Source organism: Roseobacter sp. S87, from assembly GCF_055693285.1.
The window spans coordinates 2239159-2264020 of record NZ_JBVFTR010000004.1 but is presented as its reverse complement, the minus strand read 5'-3'; the positions used below and the strand labels follow the sequence as shown (position 1 = coordinate 2264020).

Below are 24862 nucleotides of genomic sequence, written 5' to 3'. Positions count from 1 at the left end.
GTAGATCTGGCCTGAAAATCTACTGACTGCTGGACACAGCGACTGCGTCCAGCCAGGTCAGAATGCCCGCGACCTTGCCGTCAAGCCAGGCACGCCAGCCATCGATGATGGTCACGTAGGTCTGCAGAGCATCTGCGAACTGTGGCATCGCCCCGGCCAGTTGCTGGGCATAAACATACACAAGCGCCATCACCGCCACGAGGGCGATCACGAGGATGAAACCACGGCGCGAGCTGCGCTTTTCCCGGTTTTCCGCCTGCGCCGTCTGACCGGGATCACTGCCCGGGTTCCGGTCGTTGTTGGAACGCAGCGTGGAATTGATTTCTTCGATATCCGGCAGCAGATCGCGGCGTGACCCCGCAGCGGCGGCGGCCACGGCAGCTGCATCCTGCATCTGACCCGGTGCCGGGGTCACCTGGTCGCCGGTCTCTGGCGTATCCTGGTCTGCGCCGCGGGTACGGTCCGCGTCGTCCCGGGCATCAGTTTCCGGCAGGCCCAGATCCGGCTGGCTCTCAAGGCTGTCGGCCATTTCGTTGCGGCGCGCCTGTGCCTCAAGCTCAGCCTCTTCCTGCAACACACTGGCAACAGCGGGATCAACACGCCGGCGGGCAGGGGGCTCCGGAGGTGTGTCCTCTGGTTGCTCTTCTGCAGCGCGGGGGGCCGCAGAGGCCGGTGTCTCAGGTGGTGCGGCTGCGGGCTCCGGCGCCGTCGTCCCGGGGGCTGCCGGTCTGCTCTCATTGCCAGCCGTCTGGGGGCCGGTGACTTCTTCCTCAATGTCGGGAACGGCATCGGGATGGTCCTGAAACCATGTCTGGCCGCAGTTCGAGCATTGCACATCGCGCCCCTCGGGCGGCATGACTTCGTCCGGAACTTCGTATTGCGCGTCGCAATTCGGGCAAATCAGTCGCATGGAAAAACCTGCTGTTTCATGACCTCGGACCACTTTTTTTAGTTTTGCATCATCTTAGGCGCTTCGTGTCTGTCCGAAAAGTGTTAACTGTGCATTAAGAGGGCAAGTGATGCATTGAAACCAGACCGGTGCTGGGGCACAACATCGCCTGTATCTGAGCGGAGGCCCTGTGATCGAGCTGGACAAAGTCGCCTACAGCTACGGCGGTGGCGGGCTGTTATCTGATGTTTCTGTGAGCCTCGGGGCGGGGTCGTTCCATTTCCTGACCGGTCCTTCCGGTGCGGGCAAAACGACGCTGCTGAAACTCTGCTATGGCGCGCTGCAGCCAACCGCAGGGCAGGTCACCGCATTCGGTGAAGACATGAGTAGGCTGGAACGGGACGGTATTGCCATGATGCGCCGTCGTGTCGGCGTAGTGCACCAGGACTGCCAGTTTCTCGATCACCTGACGGTTTCGGAAAACATCCTGCTGCCGCTGGCCGCGGCGGATCGCCAGACGTCAGAAGCGGAAGATGACCTGCAGGAACTGATGGCGTGGGTCGGTCTTGCGCATCGCGCTGACGCACTGCCGCCGGAGCTTTCGGGTGGTGAACGGCAGCGCGCGGCACTTGCGCGCGCGGTGATCATGTCACCTGATGTGGTGCTCGCAGATGAACCAACGGGCAATGTGGACTGGGAAATGTCCCAGCGCCTGCTGCACCTGCTGGTTGAGCTCAACCGAATGGGCAAGACCGTCCTGATCGCAACGCACGACCTCAGCCTGATACGGGCGGCAAAGGCGCAGGTGCAGGCTCGTGTCCTGCGCATAGCCAATGGTCAGCTCAACCTGGCGGGAGCAGACCTGTGAGCCTGCCGGATGATCTGCGAATGCTGGTGCGGGGCGACACACGCTCTGACCGGGTTGTGCCCCCGTCCGGCTTCACCGCGCGGCTGACGGTTTTTGCGGCTGCGGCCATGGGGTTTCTGGCGGTTTTTGCGCTGGCCCTGACGCTTGCGGCGGATCGGCTGGCGGACAGCTGGGGGGATGAACTGGCCCGCACCTCCACGGTCCGTATCACAGCCCCTTCGGAGCAGATGGCGGACCTGCAGGCCACGGCCCTCAGCATTCTGGAGACCACTGCGGGTGTGCAGAGTTTTCGTGCACTGACCGCCAGCGATCAGCAGGCGCTGCTGGAGCCCTGGTTCGGATCCGGGCTGGATCTCAGCACCCTGCCGTTGCCCGGACTGATAGAAATCACCGAAGCCCCCGATGGTTTCGACGGTCAGGGCCTGCAACTGCGGCTGGAGGCGGAAGTGCCCGGCGCGGTTCTTGATGACCATAACCAGTGGCGCGCGCCGCTGGTGGCTTCGGCCGGACGGCTGCGCGCTGTCGGCTGGTTCAGCGCCCTTCTCCTGGGGCTGACATCTGCGGCGATGGTCACGCTTGCTGCCAATGCTTCCCTTGCCGCTAATGCCCAGGTGATCCGGGTGCTCCGTCTTGTCGGCGCAACAGACCGCTATATCGCACAGGCCTTTATCCGCCGCTTCACCCTGCGGGTGCTGCTGGGGGCGTTCGGCGGCGCTGCCGTCGCCATGATCTTTGTCCGGGTGCTGCCGCCCGCCACCGATATGGCGGGGTTTCTGTCTGGTATCGGATTTGAAGGAGCCGAATGGTTGCTGCCCGGGCTGATCCCGCCGTTGATGGCGGCGGTTGCCTTTCTGGCGACACGCTACGCCGCACACCGCGCCCTGAGGGAGCTCGCCTGATGATTCAGTATATCCGGTCCGTCATCTTTATCGTTCAGATGTACATCGCCATGCCTCTTTTTGGCATCGCCTTTGCCCCATGGGCTTTGTTCAGCCGCCGCGGGGCCTATGCGGCCTGCAAGGGGTACTCGCGCTACGTCTTCTGGACGGCGTCCTGGATGGTTGGTATGAAATGTGAGGTGCGCGGCACCCCGCCCGACGGTGAAGCCCTCGTGGCGGCCAAGCACCAGTCCTTCCTCGATATCATGATGATCTTCACGGCCCTTCCGGCGGCGAAATTCATCATGAAAAAAGAAATCCTTATGATGCCCGTCATCGGTCAGTACGCAAAAATGCTGGGCTGCGTTCCGGTAGACCGGGGCAAACGCGGCAAGGCCATTGAGAAAATGGTGGCGGATGTCGAAGCGGGCCGTGCGGAGCCTGGTCAGCTGATCATCTATTCGCAGGGTACGCGTGTCCCGCCGGGCAAAAAGATGCCCTACAAGGTCGGGACAGGGGTGCTTTATGAACAGCTCGGCCAGCGCTGTGCGCCGGTCGCCACAAACGTCGGCGTGCTCTGGCCCAAGCGTGGTCTGTTGCGCAAGCCGGGGGTGGCTGTTGTCGAATTCCTGCCCATCATTGAACCGGGGCTGTCCCGCGACGCCTTCATGGAAAAGCTGGAGGCAGATGTTGAGGGCCGTTCCGATGCGCTGATGGCTGAGGCGGGTTTCAGAGGAGAGATCAATGGCTGAACCGATCAGGACGACCGAAGCGCTCGAAGCGCTCTATGGCAGGCCGGGATCTGCGTCGCTGAACAAAGTGGCGCACCGGATGACCCCGCTCTATCGCAAATGGATCATGGCCTCAAAGTTCTGTGTGCTCAGCACCGTTGGTCCCAACGGCACCGACGGCAGCCCGCGCGGGGATGCCGGCCCGGTGGTCACCGAACTGGACCCGCAGACCCTGGCAATGCCCGACTGGCGCGGGAACAACCGCCTCGATTCACTGCGCAATATTGTCGAGGACGGCCGGATTTCGCTCATGTTCATGGTGCCGGGATCGAACACCGTGGTGCGTCTGAACGGGCGGGCCTGGCTGACCGCTGATGCGGAGATGCTGCAGCGGTTTGCGCGCGACAAACACCTGCCGCGCACGGTCATCATCATCGAAATCGGCGAAATCTATACCCAGTGTGCGCGCGCGCTTCTGCGGTCGGGCACATGGTCAGGTGGAGATGAAAGCGCCGGGCTGCCAACCCCCGGCGAGATCCTCGCCGAACAGACAGACGGTGCAGAGGGCGGCAAACCCTATGACGATGCCTGGGCGCCTCGGGCGGCCCGGACCATGTGGTCTGATCCGGACTGATACGCGCCCGCGTTCACATGTGAATAGGACCGTCGCCGCAGGCGAGCGCTGCCTCTCGTACCGCCTCTGAATAGGTCGGGTGCGCATGGCAGGTCATCGCCAGGTCCTCTGCCGAGGCACCGAATTCCATCGCAACACAGATCTCGTGGATCAGATCACCCGCCGCCGGGCCGATGATATGCGCGCCCAGAATGCGGTCAGTGTTCTTGTCCGCAAGGATCTTCACAAACCCGTCGCCTGCAAAATTCGCCTTGGCACGCCCGTTGCCCATAAAGCTGAACTTGCCAACTTTGTACGCGCGGCCTTCCTCTTTCAGCGACTCTTCGGTTGCGCCGACATTGGCAACCTCGGGGTGCGTATAGATCACGCCCGGGATCACACCATAATTCACGTGGCCATGTTTGCCTGCGACCTGTTCAGCCGCGGCCATGCCCTCATCCTCGGCCTTGTGGGCCAGCATCGGGCCTTCGATCACATCGCCGATCGCATATACGCCCGGGACGCTGGTTTCCCACTTGTCATTCACGGCAATCTGACCACGTTCGGTCATTTTCATGCCAAGCGCGTCGAGGCCCAGACCTTCGGTAAAGGGTTTGCGGCCTGTCGCCACCAGCACAGCGTCCGCTTCCAGCACATGCTCGCTGTCATCCTTGCGCAGTTTGTAGTGCACTTTGGCTTTGGTCTTCGTGGCTTCGGTCTTCTGCACAGCAGCACCCATCACGAAGGTCAGACCCTGTTTCTTGAGCGTCCGCTGGAAGGTCTTCTGCACTTCGCCGTCCATCCCCGGTGTCACCACGTCAAGGAATTCGACAACGGTTACTTCGGCGCCGAGGCGTGCATAGACCGAGCCAAGCTCCAGACCGATCACGCCGGCACCGATGACCACCATTTTCTTCGGCACCTTGCCCAGTTCCAGTGCGCCCGTGGAGGTGACCACAACCTTTTCGTCAACCTCTACACCCGGCAGCGAGGCCGGTTCTGAGCCGGAGGCAATGATGATGTTTTTGGCTTCATGCACTTCATCGCCGACTTTGACCTTGCCCGCCTCCGGGATCGACCCCCAGCCTTTCAGCCAGTCTACCTTGTTCTTTTTGAACAGGAATTCGATGCCCTTTGTGTTCTGCTCAATGGTGTTTTCCTTGTAGGCCAGCATCTGCTTCCAGTCGACGGTCGGGGTTTTGCCCTTCAGGCCCATGGTCGCAAAATTGTGCTCGGCCTCGTGCAGCATATGGCTGGCGTGCAGCAGCGCTTTGGAGGGGATACAGCCCACGTTCAGGCAGGTGCCGCCCAGCGTTTCGCGTCCCTCGACACAGGCCACCTTCAGACCCAGCTGGGCACAGCGTATGGCGCAGACATAGCCGCCGGGGCCGGAGCCGATGATAATTACGTCATAGCTGGACATGAAAGTCTCCTTGGTCAAATTCCGGGCGGTCTGATCAGCGCGCGGCAGGCAGGGTTGGGGTACTATAGAAGTGCTGCGATCAGGATCGCAACCGTTGCAGAGAAACCTGAAAACCAGATCAGCGAGCGCCAGGGTGTCAGGCCAAAGGCATAGGCGGGGATATAGGCCACGCGGGCGGCCAGATAAATCCAGGCGCAGGCCCCGGTAAAGGGCGTGGACTGGCCACTCAGCGTGATGACAATGCAGGCGATGGAAAAGAGGATCAGCCCCTCAAAGTGATTGTTGAGCGCGCGGTAGAGCCGCGCTGTCCGGGGGCTCATCTGATCGGCGAGCGGCCGGCCCCCCATCTTTTCCGTATCGCGCGGGCTGAGCGTGCGTTTGGGCCCCAGTTCCAGGTTAGCGGGGACTGCCATCAGCACAAACTGGAGGACCTGCAGCAGCGCAGCCAGCGTCAGGACGGTGAGTTCCGTTGTCATTTCTGTCCGTTCACAGCGCCAGGAAATAGAGCAGCACGGTCGCAAAGAAGCCGACCGTCCAGGCAAGGCTTCTGATCCCGATAATACCAAAGGCATAGGCGGGCAGATACACGACCCGGGCGATCAGAAAGGCGGTGGCTGCCAGCATCGTCTGGTTTGTGCTTTTGTCCGTCATTTCGATCAGCAGAACGGCGGGAGCAAACAGGACCATCGCCGTAACAGAGTTGTTCAAGGCGCGTTCAAGGCGGGCAGCAATGCCCCCGACGGTGCGGCCCTCGTCCCGGCTGCCCAGCAGATAGCCCATACCCAGCTGCGTCAGCGCGCCGGTGGCCTGCAGCAGCAGGGTCAGCAGAACAAGAAAACCATAGAGGATAAGCGCAGTTGTTTCAGCCATTTGATCACTCCTTTTCGCCGGACTGCGCCACGGGGGATCGTGGCGCAGTTCCTGTCAGGTCTTTTCGGCCACCCGGATCACGGAAACCAGGATGGCATCACAGCCTAAGCGTACGGTGTCCCGTCTCAGAGGTCCATCAGCAGCCGCCGTGGATCCTCCAGCGCTTCCTTGACCCGCACGAGGAAGGTCACAGCACCTTTGCCGTCAACGATCCGGTGGTCATAGCTCAGTGCCAGATACATCATCGGGCGGATCACGACCTGACCGTTGATCGCCATCGGACGGTCCTGGATTTTGTGCATGCCGAGGATGCCGGACTGTGGCGGGTTCAGGATCGGCGAGGACATCAGCGAGCCATAGACACCGCCGTTAGAGATCGTGAAGGTCCCGCCCTGCATCTCGGCCATCGACAGTTTGCCGTCCCGTGCGCGCGCCCCTTTTTCCGCAATCGCTTTCTCGATCGCAGCAAAGGACATGGAATCCGCGTCACGGATGACCGGCACCACAAGGCCTGTCGGGGTCCCGGCCGCGATGCCCATATGCACGAAATTCTTGTACACGATGTCGGTGCCGTCGATTTCTGCATTGACCTCGGGCACTTCTTTCAGCGCATGGCAGCAGGCCTTGGTGAAGAAGGACATAAAGCCCAGTTTCACGCCGTGCTTTTTCAGGAACAGATCCTTGTATTCGTTGCGCAGGGCCATGACTTCGGTCATGTCGACTTCGTTGTAGGTCGTCAGCATCGCGGCAGTGTTCTGGCTGTCCTTGAGGCGCCGCGCGATGGTCTGGCGCAGACGGGTCATCTTGACCCGCTCCTCGCGGCCCGCGTCATCGGCGGCCACGGGCGCGCGCGGTGCGGCAGCGGCAGGTGCTGCCGCTGGTGCTGCGCTGGCCGCTGCCACGGCGGCAGCCACGTCCTCTTTCATGACCCGTCCTTCGCGGCCGGATCCCGTGACCTGATCGCGGCTTATGCCGGCTTCAGCCATGGCTTTCTTTGCGGATGGGGCGTCTTCGACATCCGCGCCGCCGGATGCCGGTGCGGCTGCTGCAGGCGCGGCCGCCGGGGCCGGGGCAGCAGCGGCAGCACCTGCGCCGGCAGACAGGACGCCCAGCTTTCCGCCCGCCTGAATGGTTGCGCCTTCAGCCGCAAGGACTTCCGTGATGGTGCCCGCCGCCGGTGCCGGCACCTCGACTGATACCTTGTCGGTCTCCAGCTCACACAGCATCTCATCCTGCGCGACCGTATCCCCGACGGCCTTGAACCAGGTGCTGACCGTCGCTTCGGTCACGCTTTCACCCAGGGTTGGCACCATGATATCCACGGTGCCGCCCGACGCGGCAGGCGCTTCAGCGGCTGGCGCGGGCGCAGCGGCGGGAGCCGTGCTCCCGGCACCTGCGCTGTCTCCTTCGGAAATCGTGGCGAGCAGGGCATCAACCCCCACCGTGTCGCCTTCTGCCGCGACCACCTCGGCCAGGGTTCCGGCAGCGGGTGACGGCACTTCGACGGTCACTTTATCTGTCTCCAGCTCACACAGCATCTCATCCACGGCAACACTTTCGCCCGGCTTCTTGAACCAGGTGGCAACAGTGGCCTCGGTGACGGATTCGCCCAGCGTGGGCACGCGTACTTCGGTGGTCATGACTTATTTCCCCTTGATGGTCAGCGCGTCGTTCACCAGCGCTGCCTGTTGTGCTTTGTGCTGCGAGGCCAGGCCCGTCGCGGGCGAGGCGGATGTGGCGCGGCCCACATAAACCGGGCGCGGATGCTTTGCCTTGATACGGCTGAGCACCCATTCGATGTTGGGCTCGATGAAACTCCATGCGCCCTGGTTCTTGGGCTCTTCCTGGCACCAGACAACCTCGGCCTGTTTGAACCGCTCCAGCTCCTTGACCGCGGATTGCGCCGGGAATGGATAGAACTGCTCCAGACGCAGCAGGTAGATATCATCAATGCCCCGGGCATCGCGTTCCTCCAGCAGGTCATAATAGACCTTGCCCGAACACATCACGACACGTTTGATTTTGCTGTCAGCAACCAGTTCGGTGTCCGAATTGCCCTGCTGCGCGTCGTCCCACATCAGCCGGTGGAAGCTGGATCCGGTGGTGAATTCCTCCGCCTTGCTGATCGCCAGCTTGTGTCGCAGCAGTGACTTCGGCGTCATCAGGATCAGTGGCTTGCGGAAGGACCGGTGGATCTGCCGGCGCAGGATGTGGAAATAGTTCGCGGGTGTCGTGCAGTTCGCGACGATCCAGTTGTCCTGGCCGCACATCTGCAGGAAACGTTCCAGCCGCGCCGAAGAGTGTTCCGGCCCCTGGCCCTCAAACCCATGCGGCAGCAGACAGACAAGGCCCGACATCCGCAGCCACTTGCTCTCGCCCGAGCTGATGAACTGGTCGAACATGATCTGCGCACCGTTGGCGAAATCACCGAACTGCGCTTCCCACAGGGTCAGCGCATTGGGCTCGGCCATCGAATAGCCGTACTCGAATCCGAGCACCGCATATTCCGACAGCATCGAGTCGATAACCTCATAATGGGCCTGACCCGCCTTGATGTTGTTCAGGGGGTAATACCGCTCCTCGGTATCCTGGTTGACCAGCCCGGAATGGCGCTGGCTGAAGGTGCCGCGCGTGCTGTCCTGCCCGGCCAGCCGCACAGGATACCCTTCGGTCAGCAGCGACCCGAAAGCCAGTGCCTCAGCCGTGGCCCAGTCGATGCCCTCGCCGGTCTCAAACATCTGCTTTTTCGCATCCAGAAGACGCCCCACTGTCTTATGCAGCGGATATCCTTCGGGCACAGTGCTCAGTGCCTGACCCACTTCCATCAGCGTGCCTTTGGACACCGCCGTCTTGCCGCGCTGGTACTGGTTTTTCTGTTTGTCCAGATGTGACCACTTGCCGTCCAGCCAGTCCGCCTTGTTCGGGCGGTACTCCTTGCCTGCCTCAAACTCTTCGCTCAGATAAGCCTGAAAGGCGGCCTTCATATCCTCGATCTCTCCCTCGGGGATCAACCCGTCGCGCACCAGGCGCTCGGTGTAGAGGCTCAGCGTCGTTTTGTGACCTTTGATCTTCTTGTACATGATCGGGTTGGTGAACATGGGCTCGTCGCCCTCGTTGTGCCCGAACCGGCGGTAGCAGAAGATATCGATCACCACGTCCTTGCGGAACTTCTGGCGGAACTCAGTGGCCACCTTGGCCGCGTGCACCACCGCTTCCGGATCGTCACCATTCACGTGGAAAATCGGTGCCTCTACCACCAGCGCATTATCCGTCGGATACGGGCTCGACCGGCTGAAGTGAGGCGCCGTAGTGAAGCCGATCTGGTTGTTCACAACGATATGGATCGTCCCGCCCGTCTTGTGCCCTTTCAGGCCAGACAGCGCGAAACACTCCGCCACAACACCCTGACCGGCAAAGGCCGCGTCCCCATGCAGCAGGATCGGGATGACACTTGTGCGCTCGTCGTCGTTGTTCTGGTCCTGCTTGGCGCGGCATTTGCCCAGCACCACCGGGTTCACCGCCTCCAGGTGCGACGGGTTCGCGGTCAGGCTCAGGTGCACCGTATTGCCGTCAAATTCCCGGTCGGACGAGGCACCGAGGTGGTATTTCACATCTCCCGATCCATCCACATCCTCTGGTTTGAACGATCCGCCCTGGAATTCGTTGAAAATCGCCTTGTAGGGTTTGGCCATCACATTGGCGAGCACCGACAGACGCCCGCGGTGTGGCATCCCGATGACGACGTCACGCGCCCCCAGCGCGCCGCCGCGTTTGATGATCTGTTCCATCGCCGGCACGAGGCTTTCGCCGCCATCAAGGCCAAAACGCTTGGTGCCCATGTATTTGACGTGCAGGAATTTCTCGAAACCCTCGGCTTCCACCAGTTTAGCCAGGATCGCCTTGCGCCCTTCGCGGGTAAAGGAAACCTCCTTGCCGAACCCTTCGATCCGTTCCTTGAGCCAGCCTGCCTCTTCGGGGTTGGAAATATGCATATACTGCAGCGCAAAGGTGCCGCAGTAGGTGCGCTTTACGATCGACAGGATCTCGCGCATCGAGGCCATCTCGAGGCCCAGCACCTTATCAATGAAAATCGGCCGGTCCATGTCGGCTTCGGTGAAGCCGTAGGACTTGGGGTCAAGCTCCGGATGCGGGTCATTGTTGCGCATGCCCAGCGGGTCCAGATCGGCCACCAGGTGCCCCCGGATCCGGTAGGCCCGGATGATCATCAGCGCGCGGATGCTGTCCAGCACAGCGCGTTTGATCTGATCCTCGGTGACGTCCACACCCGCCGCGGCTGCCTTGGCCCTGATCTTGTCGCCCGCGCCTTTGGCTTCTGCCTCCGGTGCCCATTCTCCGGTCAGCGCGGCGGTCAGGTCATCGCCCGGCTGTGGTGGCCAGTCATTGCGCGCCCAGGACGGCCCTGCGGCCTCATGTTTTACCGACACCTCATCGTCGCCCATCGCCTTGAAAAAGGCCCGCCAGGCATCGTCGACCGCATTCGGGTCATCGGCATAGCGCGCGTACATCTGTTCGAGGTACTCGGCATTGTGCCCCTGCATAAAAGAAGAGGCATGGAACTGGTCGTTGGGGGAATGTTCGGTCATGGGGTTACCTCATGTGGGTTGGGACCGTAAATGTTGGGGCCGGGCTGGGAAGGCCGTGTGAGCCAGAAAAGAACGATGAAAGGGGAGAGCGCGACGATCGCGAGGGCGAAAATTAGGATGAGACCGAATGCCCCGTCAAAGAGTGTCGAAGGGTCGGAACCGGTGAGGACTTCCGTCTCGGCGAACATGCCGATGAAAACCGCAACGCCGACCATGGCAATCAGCGGATAGAGCAGATAAAGGCCCGAGCGTCCGCTGTCATGCATCCGCCGCCAGCCAACCGCGAGGCCGGGAATGAAGGTTGCCAGATTGAAAGCACCGGACAGAAGGGTCGGGCCACCGGGCGTGCCGGAGGCTGCGTTGATAAAGCCTTCCAGGAAGCCTGCAGCAAATCCGCCCAGCACGGTAAACAGAAAAAACCACCAGTATTCCGACCGCGAAGCGCGGCCCGAGAAGGTGAAGTACTTCTGAAAGCAGGTGATGATGGACTTTTTGAAGGTCATCGCGCGCAATCTCCCGCCCGGCGGGCACCGCCGGGCAGCGCCCGACCCTCCCCCGGGGAGGGCGCTTCCCGCCCACCCCAGGCTCGGGCGCTGCCCTCTGCGCGCAGGTGTTTCGGTTGGTTGCGGGCCGGGGCTCAGCAGCTTTGATCTGCGCACGCGCGACGGAGAACATGCTCTCACGCATGTTCGGATTGGCCGTGCGCCGGGGTTTCGCCCGTTCGCGGCCTGAAAGCGCCACTGGCGCTTTATCCCCGCTTATGCCCGGTTCGCGGATCACCCTTTATCGATCGCCTCTTTTACGGCCTCGCCCAGCGTCGCGGGGCTGTCCGCCACAACGATCCCTGCGGCGCGCATGGCTTCGATCTTGTCCTCGGCACCGCCTACGCCGCCGGCGACAATCGCGCCTGCGTGACCCATGCGGCGGCCCGGAGGCGCTGTGCGGCCTGCGATAAAGCCTGCGGTCGGCTTCCAGCGGCCTTTTTTCTTCTCATCTGCAAGGAACTGTGCTGCGTCTTCTTCGGCGCTGCCGCCGATTTCACCAATCATGATAATGCTCTGCGTCTCATCATCGGCCAGAAACATTTCCAGAACGTCAATGTGCTCGGTGCCTTTGATCGGGTCGCCGCCGATCCCAACCGCAGAGGACTGACCCAGACCCATGTCCGTGGTCTGTTTCACCGCCTCATAGGTCAGCGTGCCCGAGCGCGAAACCACGCCACACGAGCCACGCTTGTGGATGTGGCCGGGCATAATGCCGATCTTGCAGGCATCGGGCGTGATCACGCCGGGGCAGTTCGGACCAATCAGACGGCTTGATGACCCCTCCAGCGCGCGCTGCACTTTCATCATATCCAGAACGGGAATGCCTTCGGTGATGCAGACGATGAGCTCCATTTCGGCGTCAATCGCCTCCAGGATCGAATCCGCTGCAAAAGGCGGCGGCACATAGATCACGCTGGCATTTGCCTCTGTCACATGCTTCGCCTCATGCACCGAGTTGAAAACAGGTAGATCAAGGTGCGTCTGACCGCCCTTGCCCGGTGTCACGCCGCCGACCATTTTGGTGCCGTAGGCAATTGCCTGTTCGGTGTGGAAGGTGCCCTGGCTGCCGGTCAGACCCTGGCAGATGACTTTTGTGTTTTCGTCGATAAGTACGGCCATTTTGCTTCCTTTGACTTACATTCTGGCTACAGCGGCGACAGGTGCGCCGGGCGTTTCGTTGGTATGAGACTGCCGCACCGGGTCGTATCCCTGTGCCGCAGAACGGAGTTGTTGTCTTCGAATGGCATTGCGATGGCCCGGGCGGGCGTCACGGCACATGTCCTGACCAGCATCCGGCATATCAGAGCGTCTCCCAGCCTTCGGGCAGCCGGTCGACCGCCATGAATGTCTGGCCGTTGCGCAGACCCACGTGCACCACAGCAATGCGTCCGCGCAGCAATTCGCGACCTTCGATCAGTGCTGTGCCCTGACCCGCTGTGTGCGTGTCCGGCAGCTCGGTGGTAAAACCAAAAACCGGCGGTGTCGCCATCTGAACGCGCAGCGCATCAATGGCCTCGCGGGTGTGATCACCGTCAAACAGCACTTCGCAGCGGCGTTCGATCCGCGGATGATCCGCAGGGCCGGGTTCCAGCGTCCGGTCCCAGAATGTCAGGGCAAAGGGCAGGGGACTGCCCGCGCGCTCCTCCATCCGGGCCTGCGCCTGCGCCGCAGTCTGACCGGCCTTGAAGCAGACACCGTTGAACGCGGCAATGGCGGTCCCGGTAGTGCTGCCGGACAAGGCCGCAGACCCGGCCGACAGGCTCAGAGCCACCATCAGTGAAAGAGCCAGCCTCTTCATGCCCGTCCCTCCGGGCGATACAGGATCAGCATATACCGGTGCCAGTCGACATCGGGTGTCCGTTCCGTGGCGATCAGAAACGGCGCGTCCCCGCCGATTTCCCAGGCCTGTTCAATGGTGTTGCCCAGGGCCGTGGGATCCACCGCGCGCGCCTGCGGGAAGGTCTCCGCCACATAACGGCGGAACCGGTCCGTCTGGCCAGAGCGGCTGCTGGCGGCCACGACACACATCGTATCAGACAACGCTACGGCAGGGGCCTCATCATCCTCGACCCAGGCCCGCGCTCCCGGCGTCCGGCTGTTGGGAAGCGGGATATATTCGGCCGCCCGCAGATCTCGCTCAGCCTGGCCCGGATCCGTACTGCCGTTCACACAGAACCGGTCGAACGTGCCGACCATCTGCGCAGGCGTTGCCTTGGGCACCAGATTGGCGCGCCACATGTTGTTCAGTTCCGCCGCGTCAGGCGAAACCGACCCGGCGGAACATCCGCCGAGCGCCAGTACTGCGGAACATGCAGCAGCTGTCATGTGACCCAGCTGTGCCAAGGATCAGCCCTTGACGGCTTTCACGATTTTCTGCGCGCCGTCCTTCAGGTCATCGGCTGCAATCACATCAACATCGGAATTGTTGATGATGTCCTTGCCTTCCTGAACGTTGGTCCCCTCAAGACGCACCACCAGCGGTACCTTGAGACCAACTTCCTTGACCGCGGCGACCACACCCTCGGCAATCACGTCACAGCGCATGATCCCGCCAAAAATGTTCACCAGGATGCCTTTGACGTTGGGGTCGGAGGTGATGATCTTGAAGGCTTCGGTGACTTTCTCTTTGGTCGCGCCACCGCCTACATCGAGGAAGTTGGCAGGCTCCGCACCGTAGAGTTTGATGATGTCCATCGTTGCCATCGCCAGACCCGCGCCGTTCACCATGCAGCCGATCTCGCCATCCAGCGCGATGTAGTTCAGATCGTATTTGGAGGCTTCCAGCTCTTTGCTGTCCTCTTCGGTGGTGTCGCGCAGTTCGGCGATATCCGGGTGGCGGTAAACCGCGTTGCCGTCAAAGCCCATCTTGGCGTCCAGACACTTCAGATCACCGCCATCGGTCACGATCAGCGGGTTGATCTCCAGCATCTCCATGTCTTTCTCGACAAACATTTTATACAGCGTGCCCATCAGGCCCACGCATTGCTTGACCTGCTTGCCTTCGAGCCCCAGCGCAAAGGCGATGCGGCGGCCATGAAACGCCTGATAGCCGGAGGCCGGATCAACCGAGAAGGACAGGATTTTTTCCGGCGTCGAGGCCGCGACTTCTTCGATGTCCATGCCGCCTTCGGTCGAGCACACAAAACTGATGCGGCTGGTCTGGCGGTCCACCAGCAGCGCGAGGTAGAGTTCAGTGGAAATGCCGGATCCGTCTTCGATGTAGATGCGGTTGACCTGTTTGCCCACCGGGCCGGTCTGATGCGTCACCAGGGTGCGGCCCAGCATCTTTTTCGCCTCTTCGGCGGCTTCTTCTACGGATTTTGTCAGACGAACGCCGCCTTTTTCGCCGGCGTCAGGCTCCTTGAAGCTGCCTTTGCCCCGGCCGCCTGCGTGGATCTGCGCCTTGACCACCCACATCGGGCCATCGAGCGCGCCGGCAGCTGTCTTGGCCTCTTCGGCCCGAAGAACAACGCGCCCGTCGGATACGGGAGCGCCATAGCTGCGCAGCAGGGCCTTGGCCTGGTATTCGTGGATGTTCATCTTGTCCGTCCTGTGGTTGTGTATCGGTTCCCAACATCAGATAAGATCGCAGCGGTCTGCAAAAACAACCGGTTTCCCGGGGATCATCTGTCACAGACACGGAATTATGGATTTTGTGATCACACATTTTTTTGGTGTGATCACAAAATTACGGCCGCTCTGCTGATCTGGCCATGCAATATGATTCGCACGAATCAACCGAACCTGGGCGAAAGTTTGCCATCTCTGTGGCGGAATTTTGCTACCTGAGGTCGTGTTAATGTTTCATTAACCTCTTTTTTGATCACGATTTGGCTCCGGAACAGAACTCTCTGCCCATGCAGGCGTGTCCGAAAGGTACTGTTTTCGCAGCCAGTGCTTTTTGCACCAGCCAAGGTGTGGTTACCAATTCAGCTCTTCTACTGGCCAGTTCGGATCTTTGTGATGCCGACGAAGGGCTGCAGGAGAAGAAAATGAAAAAAATTATTGCAATAGCGGTGTGCGCGACGCTTGGGACAGCGGCGCAGTCAGCCACACTGGATTTTCTTGAATTCGCTAACGACAATGAACACGGCGTCGCGAATGGCACAACCATCGAGTTTGAAGGTGTCGATGTTACGTTCAATGCGGGACTTCATGAGGGTATAGACGGTACAGCGTTTGCCTATTTTGACCACGGCGGCGCGGGCCTCGGTGTTTGTAAATCACCAAGATCGGGTGTGACCTTCGGTGAAGGACGCACAGGCGCGGGTAGAGGAAACGACTGTTCTGACGCGGGCGACGACAACGTCACCGTTACAGAGACCGTAACCATCAGCTTTGATCAGGCCTTTAACCTCAGCGAACTGAGCTTTACCGGCGAAGGTCACAGCTTCAGCAATCCTGTTTTCCTCGAAGATGAAACAACCGGCCTGAACCGTTCCGCGGCAACCCTGTTGTTCGGTATCAATGGCGGTCCTCTTGCAGAGTTTACCTTCAGTGAACTCTCGATGGAGACCTTTCTGGGTGTCACGAGCGCGACATTTGCCTTTGACGACGCAAATTTCAACGGGGGCAACAATACTGCCGATCAGTTCTATCTCGCATCGGCCGTTGTGAACCCGATCCCGCTGCCCGCAGGTCTGCCGCTTCTGCTGGCAGGTCTCGGTGGGCTGGGCATTCTGCGCCGCCGTCAGCGCAACAAGTCCTGACCTGAAGCTATATGTCACAAAAAAAGCCCCGGTGTTTCCGGGGCTTTTTCTTTTGCGCTGCGAAAGCTCAGGAAAGGCTGCTGTCGATCCCTTTGCAGGCTTCAACCAGACCTTTTACCGCGTTCACTGAGTTGTCGAACATGGCCTGTTCGTCCTTGTTCATGTTGATGTCCACGATGCGTTCGACACCCTCGGCGCCGATCACCGTGGGGACGCCAACGTAGAAGCCGTTGAGCCCGTAGGCACCGTCCACATAGGCGGCACAGGGCAGAACGCGCTTCTGGTCCTTCAGATAGCTTTCCGCCATCTCGATCGCCGATGTTGCCGGTGCATAGAACGCCGAGCCGGTTTTCAGCAGGCCGACAATCTCGGCACCGCCATCACGGGTGCGCTGCACGATCGCGTCCAGTTTCTCCTGCGTGGTCCAGCCCATCTGCACGAGGTCGGGCAGGGGGATACCCGCCACTGTCGAATACCGGACGAGCGGCACCATCGTGTCGCCGTGCCCGCCCAGAACGAAGGCTGTCACGTCCTTCATGGACACGTTGAACTCTTCGGCCAGGAAATGACGGAAACGCGCGGAATCGAGCACGCCGGCCATGCCGCAGACTTTGTTGTGCGGCAGACCTGAGAATTCGCGCAGTGCCCAGACCATCGCGTCCAGCGGGTTGGTGATGCAGATCACAAAAGCGTTCGGGGCATGCGCCGCGATGCCTTCGCCAACGGATTTCATAACCTTGAGGTTGATGCCCAGAAGGTCGTCACGGCTCATGCCCGGCTTGCGGGCCACACCGGCGGTCACGATGCAGACGTCCGCGCCTGCAATGTCCTCATAGGACTGGGTGCCCGACAGCGAGGCGTCAAATTTGCCGGCCGGGCCGCTTTCCGCGATGTCGAGCGCTTTGCCTTCCGGAATGCCTTCTGCGATGTCAAAGAGAACAACGTCTCCGAGTTCTTTGAGGGCGGCGAGGTGGGCGAGGGTGCCGCCGATCTGGCCGGCGCCGATCAGCGCAATTTTGGGTCTTGCCATTGGTGAATGCTCCGCATGCGGTTTAGATTGGCATCCTGCTATCCAATCACGGCACGCAGCGCAAGTTTACTCCGCACCGCAGCATCGGCGGGGGGCGGGCATGGACATCCCGGATTTTTCCCGTCAGGTGTTGCCGCATGCTGGTGATGGACCTTTCCTTTTTTGCCGTAGCGGGCCCCGCGGTCATTTTTGCGGGCATCTCAAAAGGGGGATTCGGCTCCGGCGCCGCCTTCGCCTCCGCCGCGATGCTGGCGCTGGTGATTGAGCCGGGGCAGGCACTTGCCGTGATGCTGCCGCTGCTGATGCTGATCGATGTCAGCACGCTGCGCCCCTACTGGAAACGCTGGGATCCGGAGGCCGCGCGCCTGCTGATCCTGGGTGCTGTGCCCGGTGTGGCGCTTGGCGCCCTTCTCTACCGCGTGACCGAGCCCGATCATTTCCGCGTTCTGATCGGTGCGATCGCCGTGGGATTCGTGGCCTGGCAATATGCGGTGCGGCGGGGGCTGCTGGCCGGACCGCGGGCGCAGATGTCACCCGCGGCCGGTGCCGCGGCGGGGGTGGCTGCGGGTTTCACGTCCTTTGTCAGCCACGCGGGCGGGCCGCCGGCGGCAGTTTATCTGTTGTCGAAAAAGCTGGGGAAGACGGAATATCAGGCCACCACAGTGCTGGTATTCTGGATCGTAAACATCGGGAAATTCATCCCCTATGCCTGGCTGGGGATGTTTACGGCGGATACCGCACTTGCCAATCTGTACCTTGCACCGTTTGCGCTTCTTGGGGCCTGGCTCGGTGTGCGCGCCCACACCCTGGTGTCAGAGAGGTTCTTTTTCGGCCTGACCTACGTGCTGCTCACCATAACGGGTGGCAAACTGATCTGGGACGGCCTCTTCTGAACCTGCCTGCAACGGGAAATCCCACCGCTGCGGCGTCTTTATTTCAGATGTTATCTTCAGGTGGACGTTTGCCCACCTGTGTTTTTCAGGCGTCGTTGCCTTTGGCGGGCAGGGCTTCGGCCAGCGCCTCAAACGACTGTCCGGATGCCACGAGGCATGTCATGCCATTCGGTGTGGTCACTGTGATCGTCCAGGTGCCTGTTTCGTCCGAGGCGAACACCTCGACCACCGCATTATTTGCGCCCAGACCCATGGACTGGCGGGTCTCGCCATAGCCATCGGCAAGCCGGTCGACCACTGCCTCACGCGGGCCACAGTTGCGCGAATTCTGTGCTGCTGCATCTGTTGTTGACGAAATCCACAGCGCTGCCGCCGCAGTCAGTGCACCGAGATGCAGTATCTTTGATGTGCGTTTCATAACGTGTCTGCCTTCATTCGAAAGGCGGCACCCGCTGTCATCTGCTTTGCCGTTTCCCGGCGATGACCGGGCGGCCCCGGTTCAAGTTGATGCCTCTGATCTCTCCGGAATAAGCCCGGCCTTTTAACCGGAAAACCATCTGCCCGCAGTCAGAGAACGCCATCAACATCCGCCTGAGGCCTGAAATAATGGTTAACCGGGCGTCCGCAAAAGGATCGAATTTGAAATTTGCTGCGCCGCAGCGCAATTCTGCTTGTATTTTGTGCAAAAAAATGCGTCTGTCCGCGCAACAATATATCGCGCCGAACGGCCGCTGATCCTGACTGGAGACACAAATGACCACCGCTGCCCGCCCGCTACGATCTGTGCTTTATATCCCCGCCTCAAAGGAGCGGGCGCTGGAAAAAGCCCGGACGCTGCCTGTGGATGCCATCATCTTCGATCTTGAGGATGCCGTGGCGCCGGACGAAAAAATGGCCGCGCGCGACACGCTTGCTGCCGCGCTGGCCACGGGCGGATACGGCGCGCGCATGAAGATCGTGCGCATCAATGCGCTGAACACCGAATGGGGGGAGGCCGATGCCCGGGCCGCTGCCGGTATGGGCGCAGATGCGGTGCTGCTGCCCAAAGCGGACACACCAGCGGATCTGGATGCGCTGGCCGCGCTGACCAGCGACCTGCCGCTCTGGGCCATGATGGAAACGCCGCTCGGCATGCTCAATGCCGCAGCCATCGCCGCACACGACCGGCTTGAGGGCATGGTCATGGGCACCAACGATCTGGCCAAGGACATGGGCGCGCGGTTCCGGGCGGACCGCCTGCCGCTCATGGGTGGTCTCTCTCTGTGCCTGCTGGCGGCCAAGGCACATGGGGTTGCCATCGTGGATGGTGTCTATAACGCCTTCAAAGATGACGAGGGGCTCGCGGCAGAATGTGCTCAGGGCCGGGATATGGGCTTTGACGGCAAGACGCTGATCCATCCGGCGCAGGTTGCTATCGCCAATGCGGCCTTTTCGCCGACACCCGAAGACATCGACCTCGCCGCGCGCCAGATCGCAGCCTATGACGCGGCCATCGCCGCTGGTGAGGCCGTCGCTGTCGTGGACGGAAAGATCGTCGAAAATCTGCATGTTGCAACCGCGCGCGAAACGCTGGCAAAGTCCGAGGCAATCAAAGCAATGATGGCGGAGTAACCCATGTTCCTGATAATCGCCGGCCTGATCCTCTGGACGGGCGCACATTACTTCAAACGCCTGCAGCCGGACCACCGCGCCGCACTGGGGACCCCGGGCAAGGGCATCGTGGCGCTGGGCATCGTTGCGGGCCTGGTGCTGATGATCCTGGGCTACCGCGCGGCAAACTTCATCCCAGTCTGGAACCCACCCGCCTTTATGGTGCACGTCAATAACACCCTGATGCTGCTGGCATTCTGGGTTTACGGCTCCTCTGCGGCCAAAGGCGCCAAAGCCTGGCCTGCCTACAAACTGCGCCACCCACAGCTGACCGGTTTCAAGATCTGGGCCGCAGCACACTTGCTGGTGAACGGTGATCTGGCCTCTGTGATCCTGTTTGGCGGCCTGCTCGCCTGGGCTGTGGGCTCTGTCATCCTGATCAACCGTGCGGAACCGGACTGGACCGCGCCCGAACCTGCGGGACGCGCCACATATATCCGGCTTGCCGTGATCTCGCTGGTGCTATTTGCCGCCGTGGCAGGCATTCATATCTGGCTGGGCGTCTGGCCGTTCCCCTCCTGAATACGAGGCACACATGAAACTCTACCGTTTCCTCTCTGAAGAGGACACATCCGCTTTCTGCCACAAGGTGACCGAGGCACTGAACAAGGGCTGGGAACTGCACGGCAGCCCGACCCAGACCTGGGATCACGCCGCCGGTGTGATGCGCTGTGGCCAGGCCGTGGTCAAAGAAGCCCCGGGCACCTACACACCCGACACAAAGCTGGGGGCGCAGTAATGGCCAAAACCAATCCGGGCCGGTTTTTCGAGGATTACACCATCGGTGAAGTGATCCGCCATGCTGTCCCGCGCACGCTCTCGGGGGGCGAAAGGGCGCTCTATCATGCGCTCTACCCGGCGCGGCACGCCCTGTATTCCTCCGACCAGTTCGCCCGGGCCTCCGGGCTTCCGGCCAGCCCAATCGACGACATGATCGCTTTTCATGTGGTTTTCGGCAAAACGGTTCCGGATATCTCGCTGAACGCGGTTGCAAATCTGGGGTATGCCGAAGGCCGCTGGTTGGCGCCCGTCTGGCCGGGCGATACGCTGCGCGCGGAATCCGAAGTGATTGGCGTCAAACAGAACTCAAATGGCAAAACCGGTGTCGTCTGGGTGCGGACCCGCGGGCTGAACCAGCACGACACAACGGTGCTGGAATATGTGCGCTGGGTCATGGTGCGCAAACGGGACGCTGATGCACCTGCACCCGCGCCGGTTATCCCCGATCTCAGCGATGCTGTTCCGGCGGATCGCCTAGTGGTGCCCGAAGGCCTCGATTTCTCGGACTATGATACCACGCTGGCGGGCGAACCGCACCGCTGGGGCGACTACGCGATAGGCGAACAGATCGACCACGTTGATGGCGTGACGATCGAGGAAGCCGAACACATGATGGCCACGCGCCTCTGGCAGAACACCGCCAAAGTGCATTTCGATACCTCCGCCCGTGCCGACGGCTCGCGGCTGATCTACGGCGGCCACGTCATCTCGATGGCCCGGGCGCTCAGCTTCAATGGACTCTCCAATGCGCAGATGATTGCAGGCATCAACAGCGGCGCCCACGCCAACCCCTGCCTTGCAGGCGATACGGTGCGCGCCTGGTCAGAAGTGCTGGACAAGGCCGAAACCGATGCACCGGGCGTCGGCGCCATCCGGCTGAGACTGGTGGCGACAAAGGGCGGCGATCCGTTCCGGCTGCGCGGGGAAGATGGCCGGTATCTGCCAGAGGTCCTGCTCGATCTGGATTACTGGGCGCTGATGCCCGTCTGACCCGCTAAAAGGACGCATGGTATGAAACGTCTTGTTGCAGCATGTTGGGTACTGATTTGGCTCTGTGGCGCAGTGCATGCGTCTGAACGCGAAGATGCCTTCGTGCGGTCCAATGTCCTGGCCATTCTCTATCACGAGATGGGTCATGCGCTGATTGATGTGCTGGCCCTGCCGGTGTTTGGCCAGGAAGAAGACGCAGCCGATGTGCTGAGCGTTCTGCTGATTGATGCGTTCTACGAAGAGCAGGAGGCATCCGACATTATATACGACGCTGCCTTCGGCTTTCTGGGCGAGGCACAGGAAAACGAGCCGGCGTACTGGGATGTGCATGGCCCCGATCTGCAGCGCTACTATACGATGATCTGCCTGTTTTATGGCGCGAACCCCGAAGCCCGTGAGGATCTGGCCCGGGAACTCAGCCTGCCCGACGAGCGCGCCGAGACCTGCGAAGAAGAATTTGACCTGGCCAATGACAGCTGGGGGCCGGTGCTGGACGATATCGCGTCAGAAGGTGGCGCGCGGTCCATGGTTTACGCGGGGCCCCGGGACACGCTGATCGGTGCCCTGATCGCTGATGAGGTTGCAGCGCTCAACACGGATTTCGCGCTGCCGGACCAGGTGGATATGGTGGTGGAGGACTGTGGCGAGGCAAACGGGTTTTATGATCCGGGCATCCGACGCATCACCATCTGCTCTGAACTGGACGATTACCTGCGCACGCTCGCAGATTTCTGAAAAGCTGGCGCAGTCTGACGGATGTCTACAGGGAGATCTGCGCCCGAACGAACCTCAAACCGCCTGCACTGGCTCCCGTTCCTGTGCCGCAGGCGCTCTGGGGGGCGGCCCGCGTGTTGCGGCATCCCGAAGCTGCAGGAAAGCGGTTTGGAGAACCGGGGCAGGGGCCGAAAACAGAAAACCGGACGGCACTTGATCGTGCCGTCCGGTTCAGAATGTCACATCGCGCCGGATTTGAACCCGCTTATGCCTTCCGTCTTGCGCCGCGGATCAGGCCAAAGGCAGCAAGTCCACCCATCAGCAGCGGCAGTCCTGCAGGCAGTGGGACGACCTGTACGTCAAATTCGATTCGGGCCACCGAGACGTTGTCGCTGACCTTCGTGAAGGACGAAGACCGCGTTGTGCCGCCGACCGTTGCATTGACCAGTACCCCGGCGTCCCCGAAATCGCCACCCGGATTAGGCGGCCCGCCGAAGAAGCTGTCTGTGTCCGCGCCGAAAAGCAGTGAATCGCCATCCGCAAAGGTTCCGGCAGCAAAGTTCAGGATCAGCTCTGTCGGGCTAGAGGCCGGTCCGACGAACCCCAGGGTAATGTCGCTCTCTGTCACACCGCTGAGGCCGGAAAACACCGGCGCGGTTGCGTCGTCGAAGCTGCCACTTCCGTCAAAATCGAAAAATGCGCCCGCCGAAGGGCTGAGATCGATTGAAATGGATGACACGGACTGACCGTCAGTGCTGCTCACCGACAAGCTGAAAAAGCCTGCCGTGGTCGCCGAATCCGGCCCACTGGTGACAAAGTTTACGGTTGTTGTTGCATCTGCCGCTGTGGCTGCCGCCACCAGACAGGCTGAGGCGAGGATATTTCTGATCATCTTTAACCCCCTGAAAGATCATTAACTTATTATTAACTTTTCCACCCTAGCCAGCCGCGCTGCTGAGTCAAGCTTTCTCCGCGCTCAGCCGGGGCGCGCAGAAGGACGTCTGAGGCCGGTTTCTTTTCACCGTCTTTTCAGGTGACACGACGGCGCGCTTTGCTAGGCTCGGTCCTGTGATCCGGATATCTGCCATGATACTCGCGCTGTTCTGCGCGCCTCCCGCTGCTGCCTGTCAGCTGGCGCTGGTATTGGCGGTTGATGTATCCGGATCGGTAGATGAGCAGGAATTCCGCATCCAGATGGACGGGCTGGCAGACGCGCTGCAGGACGGTATCGTCATCGACGCGCTGATCAGCCAGGAGGCCATGGTCACGCTGATCCAGTGGACCGGCTCGTCACGACAACGCCAGACCATCCCCTGGACCCCGGTCCGCTCCGGAGAGGAGGCACTGGCGCTGGCGGATGCGGTTGCTGGCAACAAAAGGGTCTGGCGGAACTTCTCCACGGCGATCGGCGAGGCGCTGACCGCGGCGGAAACGGCGCTGCGCCAGGTGCCGCACTGCACGCGCCGCGTGATCGACGTCTCAGGCGATGGTATCTCAAATGAGGGCCCTGACCCGCGCGACCGCCACCCCGCTCTAAAGGAACTCGGGGTCACCGTGAACGCGCTGGCCATCGAGACGGATGAAACCGACCTGACGGCCTGGTTTTTTGAGAACCTGATCATGGGCGAGGGCGCCTTTGTGATCACCGCGGATGGATTCGAGGATTATCCCGAACAGATCCGCCGCAAACTGCAGCGTGAGACGACACGCCAGCTCAGTAGCTTTCCGTAATGTGATCACAGTTCTTTTCCATGTGATCACAAAAGTGAAAAGTGAACGAAAAAGTTCCAATCCGCGCCAAATAACCGCGCCCCGCGACAGGTGGCCCGGGTGACAAAACCGCAGGATCAGGTACTAATACGCGCAGGGAACAAAAGGAATCTGATATGGCTGATGTGAATCGGGGCAACCGGCCCCTGTCACCGCACCTGGCAATCTACCGCCCCCAGCTGACCTCCATGACATCCATCCTGACGCGGATCACCGGCAATGCGCTGCTGATCTCGTCGCTGCTGGTGGTCTGGTGGTTCCTCGCGGCGGCAACATCGCCCGAATATTTTGCTGTTGCTGACGGGGTGCTGACCAGTTGGTTTGGCGATCTGGTCATGCTGCTGTCCGTCTGGGGTCTGTGGTACCATACGCTGGCGGGTGTCCGGCACCTGATCTGGGACCAGGGCGTCGGCCTCGATCTCGAGACGGCCTATAAACTTGGCTATGCAGTGATCGGCGGCTCTTTCGTGCTGACCCTGCTGACCATCATCATCGTATAAGGAGGGCGCCATGAGCTATCTGACAGACCGCAAACGCGCCACAGGCCTCGGCTCGGCAAAATCCGGCACCGAACATCACTGGTCGATGACCGTGAGTTCCGGTGCACTGCTGATCCTTATCCCGCTCTTCGTCTTCACATTCGGCCCGATGCTGGGCGCGTCCTATGAAGAAGTCACTGCATACTTCGCCCGCCCGTTCCCGGCGGTTGTTGCGGCGCTGACCTTCATCGTGGGCTTCCGGCACTTTGCGGGCGGCGTGCAGATCCTCATCGAGGATTACGTGCACGGGGTGGCCCAGAAGATCGCCATTATTGCCATGACCTGCCTCTCTTATGCGGCCATGGCCACCGGTCTCTACGCCATCGTGCGTCTGGCCCTCTGAATGACATTCCGCGCGGGACACTG

The 24862-nt window shown here is 61.1% G+C and carries 28 protein-coding genes; 14 read left to right on the top strand and 14 right to left on the bottom strand.

Features of this window, described 5'->3' with window-relative positions; all coding sequences use genetic code 11:
* Window positions 1-19: 19 nt before the first annotated feature.
* A complete protein-coding gene (locus ACZ1HA_RS12125) occupies window positions 20-910 on the bottom strand; it encodes a zinc-ribbon domain-containing protein (protein ID WP_472714042.1) in 891 nt (296 codons plus the stop codon).
* 169 nt (window positions 911-1079) lie between these two features.
* Here ACZ1HA_RS12125 and ACZ1HA_RS12120 point away from each other — a divergent pair, with 169 nt between their 5' ends.
* The 4 genes from ACZ1HA_RS12120 to ACZ1HA_RS12105 are packed head-to-tail and all read left to right on the top strand — an operon-like array spanning window position 1080 to window position 4000.
* On the top strand, window positions 1080-1757 hold the full coding sequence (locus ACZ1HA_RS12120) for a cell division ATP-binding protein FtsE (protein WP_472714041.1): 678 nt from the start codon (window positions 1080-1082) through the stop codon (window positions 1755-1757).
* Between the two features lie 20 nt (window positions 1758-1777).
* On the top strand, window positions 1778-2656 hold the full coding sequence (locus tag ACZ1HA_RS12115; protein WP_472715327.1) for a cell division protein FtsX: 879 nt from the start codon (window positions 1778-1780) through the stop codon (window positions 2654-2656).
* Window positions 2656-3387 carry a lysophospholipid acyltransferase family protein gene (locus tag ACZ1HA_RS12110; RefSeq protein WP_375230303.1) on the top strand — a complete coding sequence of 244 codons (732 nt, stop codon included), beginning with the start codon at window positions 2656-2658 and terminating at the stop codon, window positions 3385-3387. Before ACZ1HA_RS12115 ends, ACZ1HA_RS12110 begins: the two co-directional genes overlap by 1 nt.
* Window positions 3380-4000, top strand: coding sequence for a pyridoxamine 5'-phosphate oxidase family protein (locus ACZ1HA_RS12105; RefSeq protein WP_472714040.1), 621 nt, complete (start codon window positions 3380-3382; stop codon window positions 3998-4000). The genes ACZ1HA_RS12110 and ACZ1HA_RS12105 overlap by 8 nt, the downstream gene beginning before the upstream one ends.
* A 13-nt stretch (window positions 4001-4013) precedes the next feature.
* Here the strand turns inward: ACZ1HA_RS12105 and lpdA are convergent, their stop codons facing one another.
* The 10 genes from lpdA to sucC all read right to left on the bottom strand — a co-directional run bounded on the left by lpdA (window position 4014) and on the right by sucC (window position 14961).
* Entirely contained in the window at window positions 4014-5402 is a 1389-nt protein-coding gene (gene lpdA / locus ACZ1HA_RS12100; RefSeq protein WP_472714039.1) for a dihydrolipoyl dehydrogenase, read from the bottom strand.
* Between the two features lie 62 nt (window positions 5403-5464).
* A complete protein-coding gene (locus tag ACZ1HA_RS12095; RefSeq protein WP_472714038.1) occupies window positions 5465-5878 on the bottom strand; it encodes an MAPEG family protein in 414 nt (137 codons plus the stop codon).
* Window positions 5879-5888: 10 nt separating this feature from the next.
* Window positions 5889-6272, bottom strand: coding sequence for an MAPEG family protein (locus ACZ1HA_RS12090; protein ID WP_375230306.1), 384 nt, complete (start codon window positions 6270-6272; stop codon window positions 5889-5891).
* 125 nt (window positions 6273-6397) lie between these two features.
* Window positions 6398-7912: a 2-oxoglutarate dehydrogenase complex dihydrolipoyllysine-residue succinyltransferase gene (odhB, locus tag ACZ1HA_RS12085; RefSeq protein ID WP_472714037.1), complete on the bottom strand. Its 1515-nt coding sequence runs from the start codon at window positions 7910-7912 to the stop codon at window positions 6398-6400.
* A gap of 3 nt (window positions 7913-7915) precedes the next feature.
* Window positions 7916-10876 carry a 2-oxoglutarate dehydrogenase E1 component gene (locus ACZ1HA_RS12080; RefSeq protein WP_472714036.1) on the bottom strand — a complete coding sequence of 987 codons (2961 nt, stop codon included), beginning with the start codon at window positions 10874-10876 and terminating at the stop codon, window positions 7916-7918.
* Window positions 10873-11379, bottom strand: a complete 507-nt coding sequence (locus tag ACZ1HA_RS12075) for a DUF805 domain-containing protein (protein ID WP_472714035.1) — start codon at window positions 11377-11379, stop codon at window positions 10873-10875. Before ACZ1HA_RS12075 ends, ACZ1HA_RS12080 begins: the two co-directional genes overlap by 4 nt.
* 273 nt (window positions 11380-11652) lie before the next feature.
* Window positions 11653-12540, bottom strand: coding sequence for a succinate--CoA ligase subunit alpha (sucD, locus tag ACZ1HA_RS12070; RefSeq protein WP_472714034.1), 888 nt, complete (start codon window positions 12538-12540; stop codon window positions 11653-11655).
* 181 nt (window positions 12541-12721) lie between these two features.
* Window positions 12722-13219, bottom strand: a complete 498-nt coding sequence (locus ACZ1HA_RS12065) for a hypothetical protein (protein WP_472714033.1) — start codon at window positions 13217-13219, stop codon at window positions 12722-12724.
* Window positions 13216-13746 carry a hypothetical protein gene (locus ACZ1HA_RS12060; protein ID WP_472714032.1) on the bottom strand — a complete coding sequence of 177 codons (531 nt, stop codon included), beginning with the start codon at window positions 13744-13746 and terminating at the stop codon, window positions 13216-13218. Before ACZ1HA_RS12060 ends, ACZ1HA_RS12065 begins: the two co-directional genes overlap by 4 nt.
* A 21-nt stretch (window positions 13747-13767) precedes the next feature.
* Window positions 13768-14961: an ADP-forming succinate--CoA ligase subunit beta gene (gene sucC / locus ACZ1HA_RS12055; RefSeq protein ID WP_375230311.1), complete on the bottom strand. Its 1194-nt coding sequence runs from the start codon at window positions 14959-14961 to the stop codon at window positions 13768-13770.
* Window positions 14962-15413: 452 nt separating this feature from the next.
* Here sucC and ACZ1HA_RS12050 point away from each other — a divergent pair, with 452 nt between their 5' ends.
* Window positions 15414-16130 carry a VPLPA-CTERM sorting domain-containing protein gene (locus ACZ1HA_RS12050; protein ID WP_472714031.1) on the top strand — a complete coding sequence of 239 codons (717 nt, stop codon included), beginning with the start codon at window positions 15414-15416 and terminating at the stop codon, window positions 16128-16130.
* A 67-nt stretch (window positions 16131-16197) separates the two neighbouring features.
* Here the strand turns inward: ACZ1HA_RS12050 and mdh are convergent, their stop codons facing one another.
* A complete protein-coding gene (mdh, locus tag ACZ1HA_RS12045; RefSeq protein ID WP_375230313.1) occupies window positions 16198-17160 on the bottom strand; it encodes a malate dehydrogenase in 963 nt (320 codons plus the stop codon).
* A 137-nt stretch (window positions 17161-17297) separates the two neighbouring features.
* Here mdh and ACZ1HA_RS12040 point away from each other — a divergent pair, with 137 nt between their 5' ends.
* The gene (locus ACZ1HA_RS12040; RefSeq protein WP_472714030.1) at window positions 17298-18053 is read left to right on the top strand and encodes a sulfite exporter TauE/SafE family protein; all 756 of its coding nucleotides are present in this window, start codon (window positions 17298-17300) and stop codon (window positions 18051-18053) included.
* Window positions 18054-18138: 85 nt separating this feature from the next.
* Here the strand turns inward: ACZ1HA_RS12040 and ACZ1HA_RS12035 are convergent, their stop codons facing one another.
* On the bottom strand, window positions 18139-18471 hold the full coding sequence (locus ACZ1HA_RS12035; RefSeq protein WP_375230314.1) for a hypothetical protein: 333 nt from the start codon (window positions 18469-18471) through the stop codon (window positions 18139-18141).
* 335 nt (window positions 18472-18806) lie between these two features.
* Here ACZ1HA_RS12035 and ACZ1HA_RS12030 point away from each other — a divergent pair, with 335 nt between their 5' ends.
* The 5 genes from ACZ1HA_RS12030 to ACZ1HA_RS12010 are packed head-to-tail and all read left to right on the top strand — an operon-like array spanning window position 18807 to window position 22208.
* Window positions 18807-19664 carry an HpcH/HpaI aldolase/citrate lyase family protein gene (locus ACZ1HA_RS12030; protein ID WP_472714029.1) on the top strand — a complete coding sequence of 286 codons (858 nt, stop codon included), beginning with the start codon at window positions 18807-18809 and terminating at the stop codon, window positions 19662-19664.
* Window positions 19665-19667: 3 nt separating this feature from the next.
* Window positions 19668-20225 (top strand): NnrU family protein, encoded by a 558-nt coding sequence (locus tag ACZ1HA_RS12025; RefSeq protein ID WP_472714028.1) that lies wholly within the window; start codon window positions 19668-19670, stop codon window positions 20223-20225.
* Window positions 20226-20238: 13 nt separating this feature from the next.
* Entirely contained in the window at window positions 20239-20442 is a 204-nt protein-coding gene (locus ACZ1HA_RS12020) for a DUF1737 domain-containing protein (protein ID WP_375230317.1), read from the top strand.
* Window positions 20442-21473, top strand: coding sequence for a MaoC family dehydratase (locus ACZ1HA_RS12015; RefSeq protein ID WP_436398890.1), 1032 nt, complete (start codon window positions 20442-20444; stop codon window positions 21471-21473). Before ACZ1HA_RS12020 ends, ACZ1HA_RS12015 begins: the two co-directional genes overlap by 1 nt.
* Window positions 21474-21494: 21 nt before the next feature.
* Window positions 21495-22208 carry a DUF4344 domain-containing metallopeptidase gene (locus ACZ1HA_RS12010; RefSeq protein ID WP_375230318.1) on the top strand — a complete coding sequence of 238 codons (714 nt, stop codon included), beginning with the start codon at window positions 21495-21497 and terminating at the stop codon, window positions 22206-22208.
* Between the two features lie 244 nt (window positions 22209-22452).
* On the opposite strand, the gene ACZ1HA_RS12005 is transcribed toward ACZ1HA_RS12010, so the two are convergent.
* Window positions 22453-23079, bottom strand: coding sequence for a VPLPA-CTERM sorting domain-containing protein (locus ACZ1HA_RS12005; RefSeq protein ID WP_375230319.1), 627 nt, complete (start codon window positions 23077-23079; stop codon window positions 22453-22455).
* Between the two features lie 194 nt (window positions 23080-23273).
* On the opposite strand from ACZ1HA_RS12005, the gene ACZ1HA_RS12000 reads away from it, so the two are divergent.
* The 3 genes from ACZ1HA_RS12000 to sdhD all read left to right on the top strand — a co-directional run bounded on the left by ACZ1HA_RS12000 (window position 23274) and on the right by sdhD (window position 24839).
* Window positions 23274-23918, top strand: coding sequence for a DUF1194 domain-containing protein (locus tag ACZ1HA_RS12000; protein WP_436398893.1), 645 nt, complete (start codon window positions 23274-23276; stop codon window positions 23916-23918).
* A gap of 155 nt (window positions 23919-24073) precedes the next feature.
* Window positions 24074-24457: a succinate dehydrogenase, cytochrome b556 subunit gene (gene sdhC, locus ACZ1HA_RS11995; RefSeq protein ID WP_375230321.1), complete on the top strand. Its 384-nt coding sequence runs from the start codon at window positions 24074-24076 to the stop codon at window positions 24455-24457.
* A 10-nt stretch (window positions 24458-24467) separates the two neighbouring features.
* Window positions 24468-24839 (top strand): succinate dehydrogenase, hydrophobic membrane anchor protein, encoded by a 372-nt coding sequence (gene sdhD, locus ACZ1HA_RS11990; RefSeq protein ID WP_298837636.1) that lies wholly within the window; start codon window positions 24468-24470, stop codon window positions 24837-24839.
* Window positions 24840-24862 lie beyond the last annotated feature (23 nt).

What these genes read in the sequence shown, in the direction of transcription:
- ACZ1HA_RS12125 (WP_472714042.1), bottom strand. Translation starts at nt 910, where the DNA reads ATGCGACTGATTTGCCCGAATTGCGACGCGCAATACGAAGTTCCGGAC.
- ACZ1HA_RS12115 (WP_472715327.1), top strand. Translation starts at nt 1,778, where the DNA reads ATGCTGGTGCGGGGCGACACACGCTCTGACCGGGTTGTGCCCCCGTCC.
- ACZ1HA_RS12110 (WP_375230303.1), top strand. Translation starts at nt 2,656, where the DNA reads ATGATTCAGTATATCCGGTCCGTCATCTTTATCGTTCAGATGTACATC.
- ACZ1HA_RS12105 (WP_472714040.1), top strand. Translation starts at nt 3,380, where the DNA reads ATGGCTGAACCGATCAGGACGACCGAAGCGCTCGAAGCGCTCTATGGC.
- lpdA (WP_472714039.1), bottom strand. Translation starts at nt 5,402, where the DNA reads ATGTCCAGCTATGACGTAATTATCATCGGCTCCGGCCCCGGCGGCTAT.
- ACZ1HA_RS12095 (WP_472714038.1), bottom strand. Translation starts at nt 5,878, where the DNA reads ATGACAACGGAACTCACCGTCCTGACGCTGGCTGCGCTGCTGCAGGTC.
- ACZ1HA_RS12090 (WP_375230306.1), bottom strand. Translation starts at nt 6,272, where the DNA reads ATGGCTGAAACAACTGCGCTTATCCTCTATGGTTTTCTTGTTCTGCTG.
- odhB (WP_472714037.1), bottom strand. Translation starts at nt 7,912, where the DNA reads ATGACCACCGAAGTACGCGTGCCCACGCTGGGCGAATCCGTCACCGAG.
- ACZ1HA_RS12080 (WP_472714036.1), bottom strand. Translation starts at nt 10,876, where the DNA reads ATGACCGAACATTCCCCCAACGACCAGTTCCATGCCTCTTCTTTTATG.
- ACZ1HA_RS12075 (WP_472714035.1), bottom strand. Translation starts at nt 11,379, where the DNA reads ATGACCTTCAAAAAGTCCATCATCACCTGCTTTCAGAAGTACTTCACC.
- sucD (WP_472714034.1), bottom strand. Translation starts at nt 12,540, where the DNA reads ATGGCCGTACTTATCGACGAAAACACAAAAGTCATCTGCCAGGGTCTG.
- ACZ1HA_RS12065 (WP_472714033.1), bottom strand. Translation starts at nt 13,219, where the DNA reads ATGAAGAGGCTGGCTCTTTCACTGATGGTGGCTCTGAGCCTGTCGGCC.
- ACZ1HA_RS12060 (WP_472714032.1), bottom strand. Translation starts at nt 13,746, where the DNA reads ATGACAGCTGCTGCATGTTCCGCAGTACTGGCGCTCGGCGGATGTTCC.
- sucC (WP_375230311.1), bottom strand. Translation starts at nt 14,961, where the DNA reads ATGAACATCCACGAATACCAGGCCAAGGCCCTGCTGCGCAGCTATGGC.
- ACZ1HA_RS12050 (WP_472714031.1), top strand. Translation starts at nt 15,414, where the DNA reads ATGAAAAAAATTATTGCAATAGCGGTGTGCGCGACGCTTGGGACAGCG.
- mdh (WP_375230313.1), bottom strand. Translation starts at nt 17,160, where the DNA reads ATGGCAAGACCCAAAATTGCGCTGATCGGCGCCGGCCAGATCGGCGGC.
- ACZ1HA_RS12040 (WP_472714030.1), top strand. Translation starts at nt 17,298, where the DNA reads ATGCTGGTGATGGACCTTTCCTTTTTTGCCGTAGCGGGCCCCGCGGTC.
- ACZ1HA_RS12035 (WP_375230314.1), bottom strand. Translation starts at nt 18,471, where the DNA reads ATGAAACGCACATCAAAGATACTGCATCTCGGTGCACTGACTGCGGCG.
- ACZ1HA_RS12030 (WP_472714029.1), top strand. Translation starts at nt 18,807, where the DNA reads ATGACCACCGCTGCCCGCCCGCTACGATCTGTGCTTTATATCCCCGCC.
- ACZ1HA_RS12025 (WP_472714028.1), top strand. Translation starts at nt 19,668, where the DNA reads ATGTTCCTGATAATCGCCGGCCTGATCCTCTGGACGGGCGCACATTAC.
- ACZ1HA_RS12020 (WP_375230317.1), top strand. Translation starts at nt 20,239, where the DNA reads ATGAAACTCTACCGTTTCCTCTCTGAAGAGGACACATCCGCTTTCTGC.
- ACZ1HA_RS12015 (WP_436398890.1), top strand. Translation starts at nt 20,442, where the DNA reads ATGGCCAAAACCAATCCGGGCCGGTTTTTCGAGGATTACACCATCGGT.
- ACZ1HA_RS12010 (WP_375230318.1), top strand. Translation starts at nt 21,495, where the DNA reads ATGAAACGTCTTGTTGCAGCATGTTGGGTACTGATTTGGCTCTGTGGC.
- ACZ1HA_RS12005 (WP_375230319.1), bottom strand. Translation starts at nt 23,079, where the DNA reads ATGATCAGAAATATCCTCGCCTCAGCCTGTCTGGTGGCGGCAGCCACA.
- ACZ1HA_RS12000 (WP_436398893.1), top strand. Translation starts at nt 23,274, where the DNA reads ATGATACTCGCGCTGTTCTGCGCGCCTCCCGCTGCTGCCTGTCAGCTG.
- sdhC (WP_375230321.1), top strand. Translation starts at nt 24,074, where the DNA reads ATGGCTGATGTGAATCGGGGCAACCGGCCCCTGTCACCGCACCTGGCA.
- sdhD (WP_298837636.1), top strand. Translation starts at nt 24,468, where the DNA reads ATGAGCTATCTGACAGACCGCAAACGCGCCACAGGCCTCGGCTCGGCA.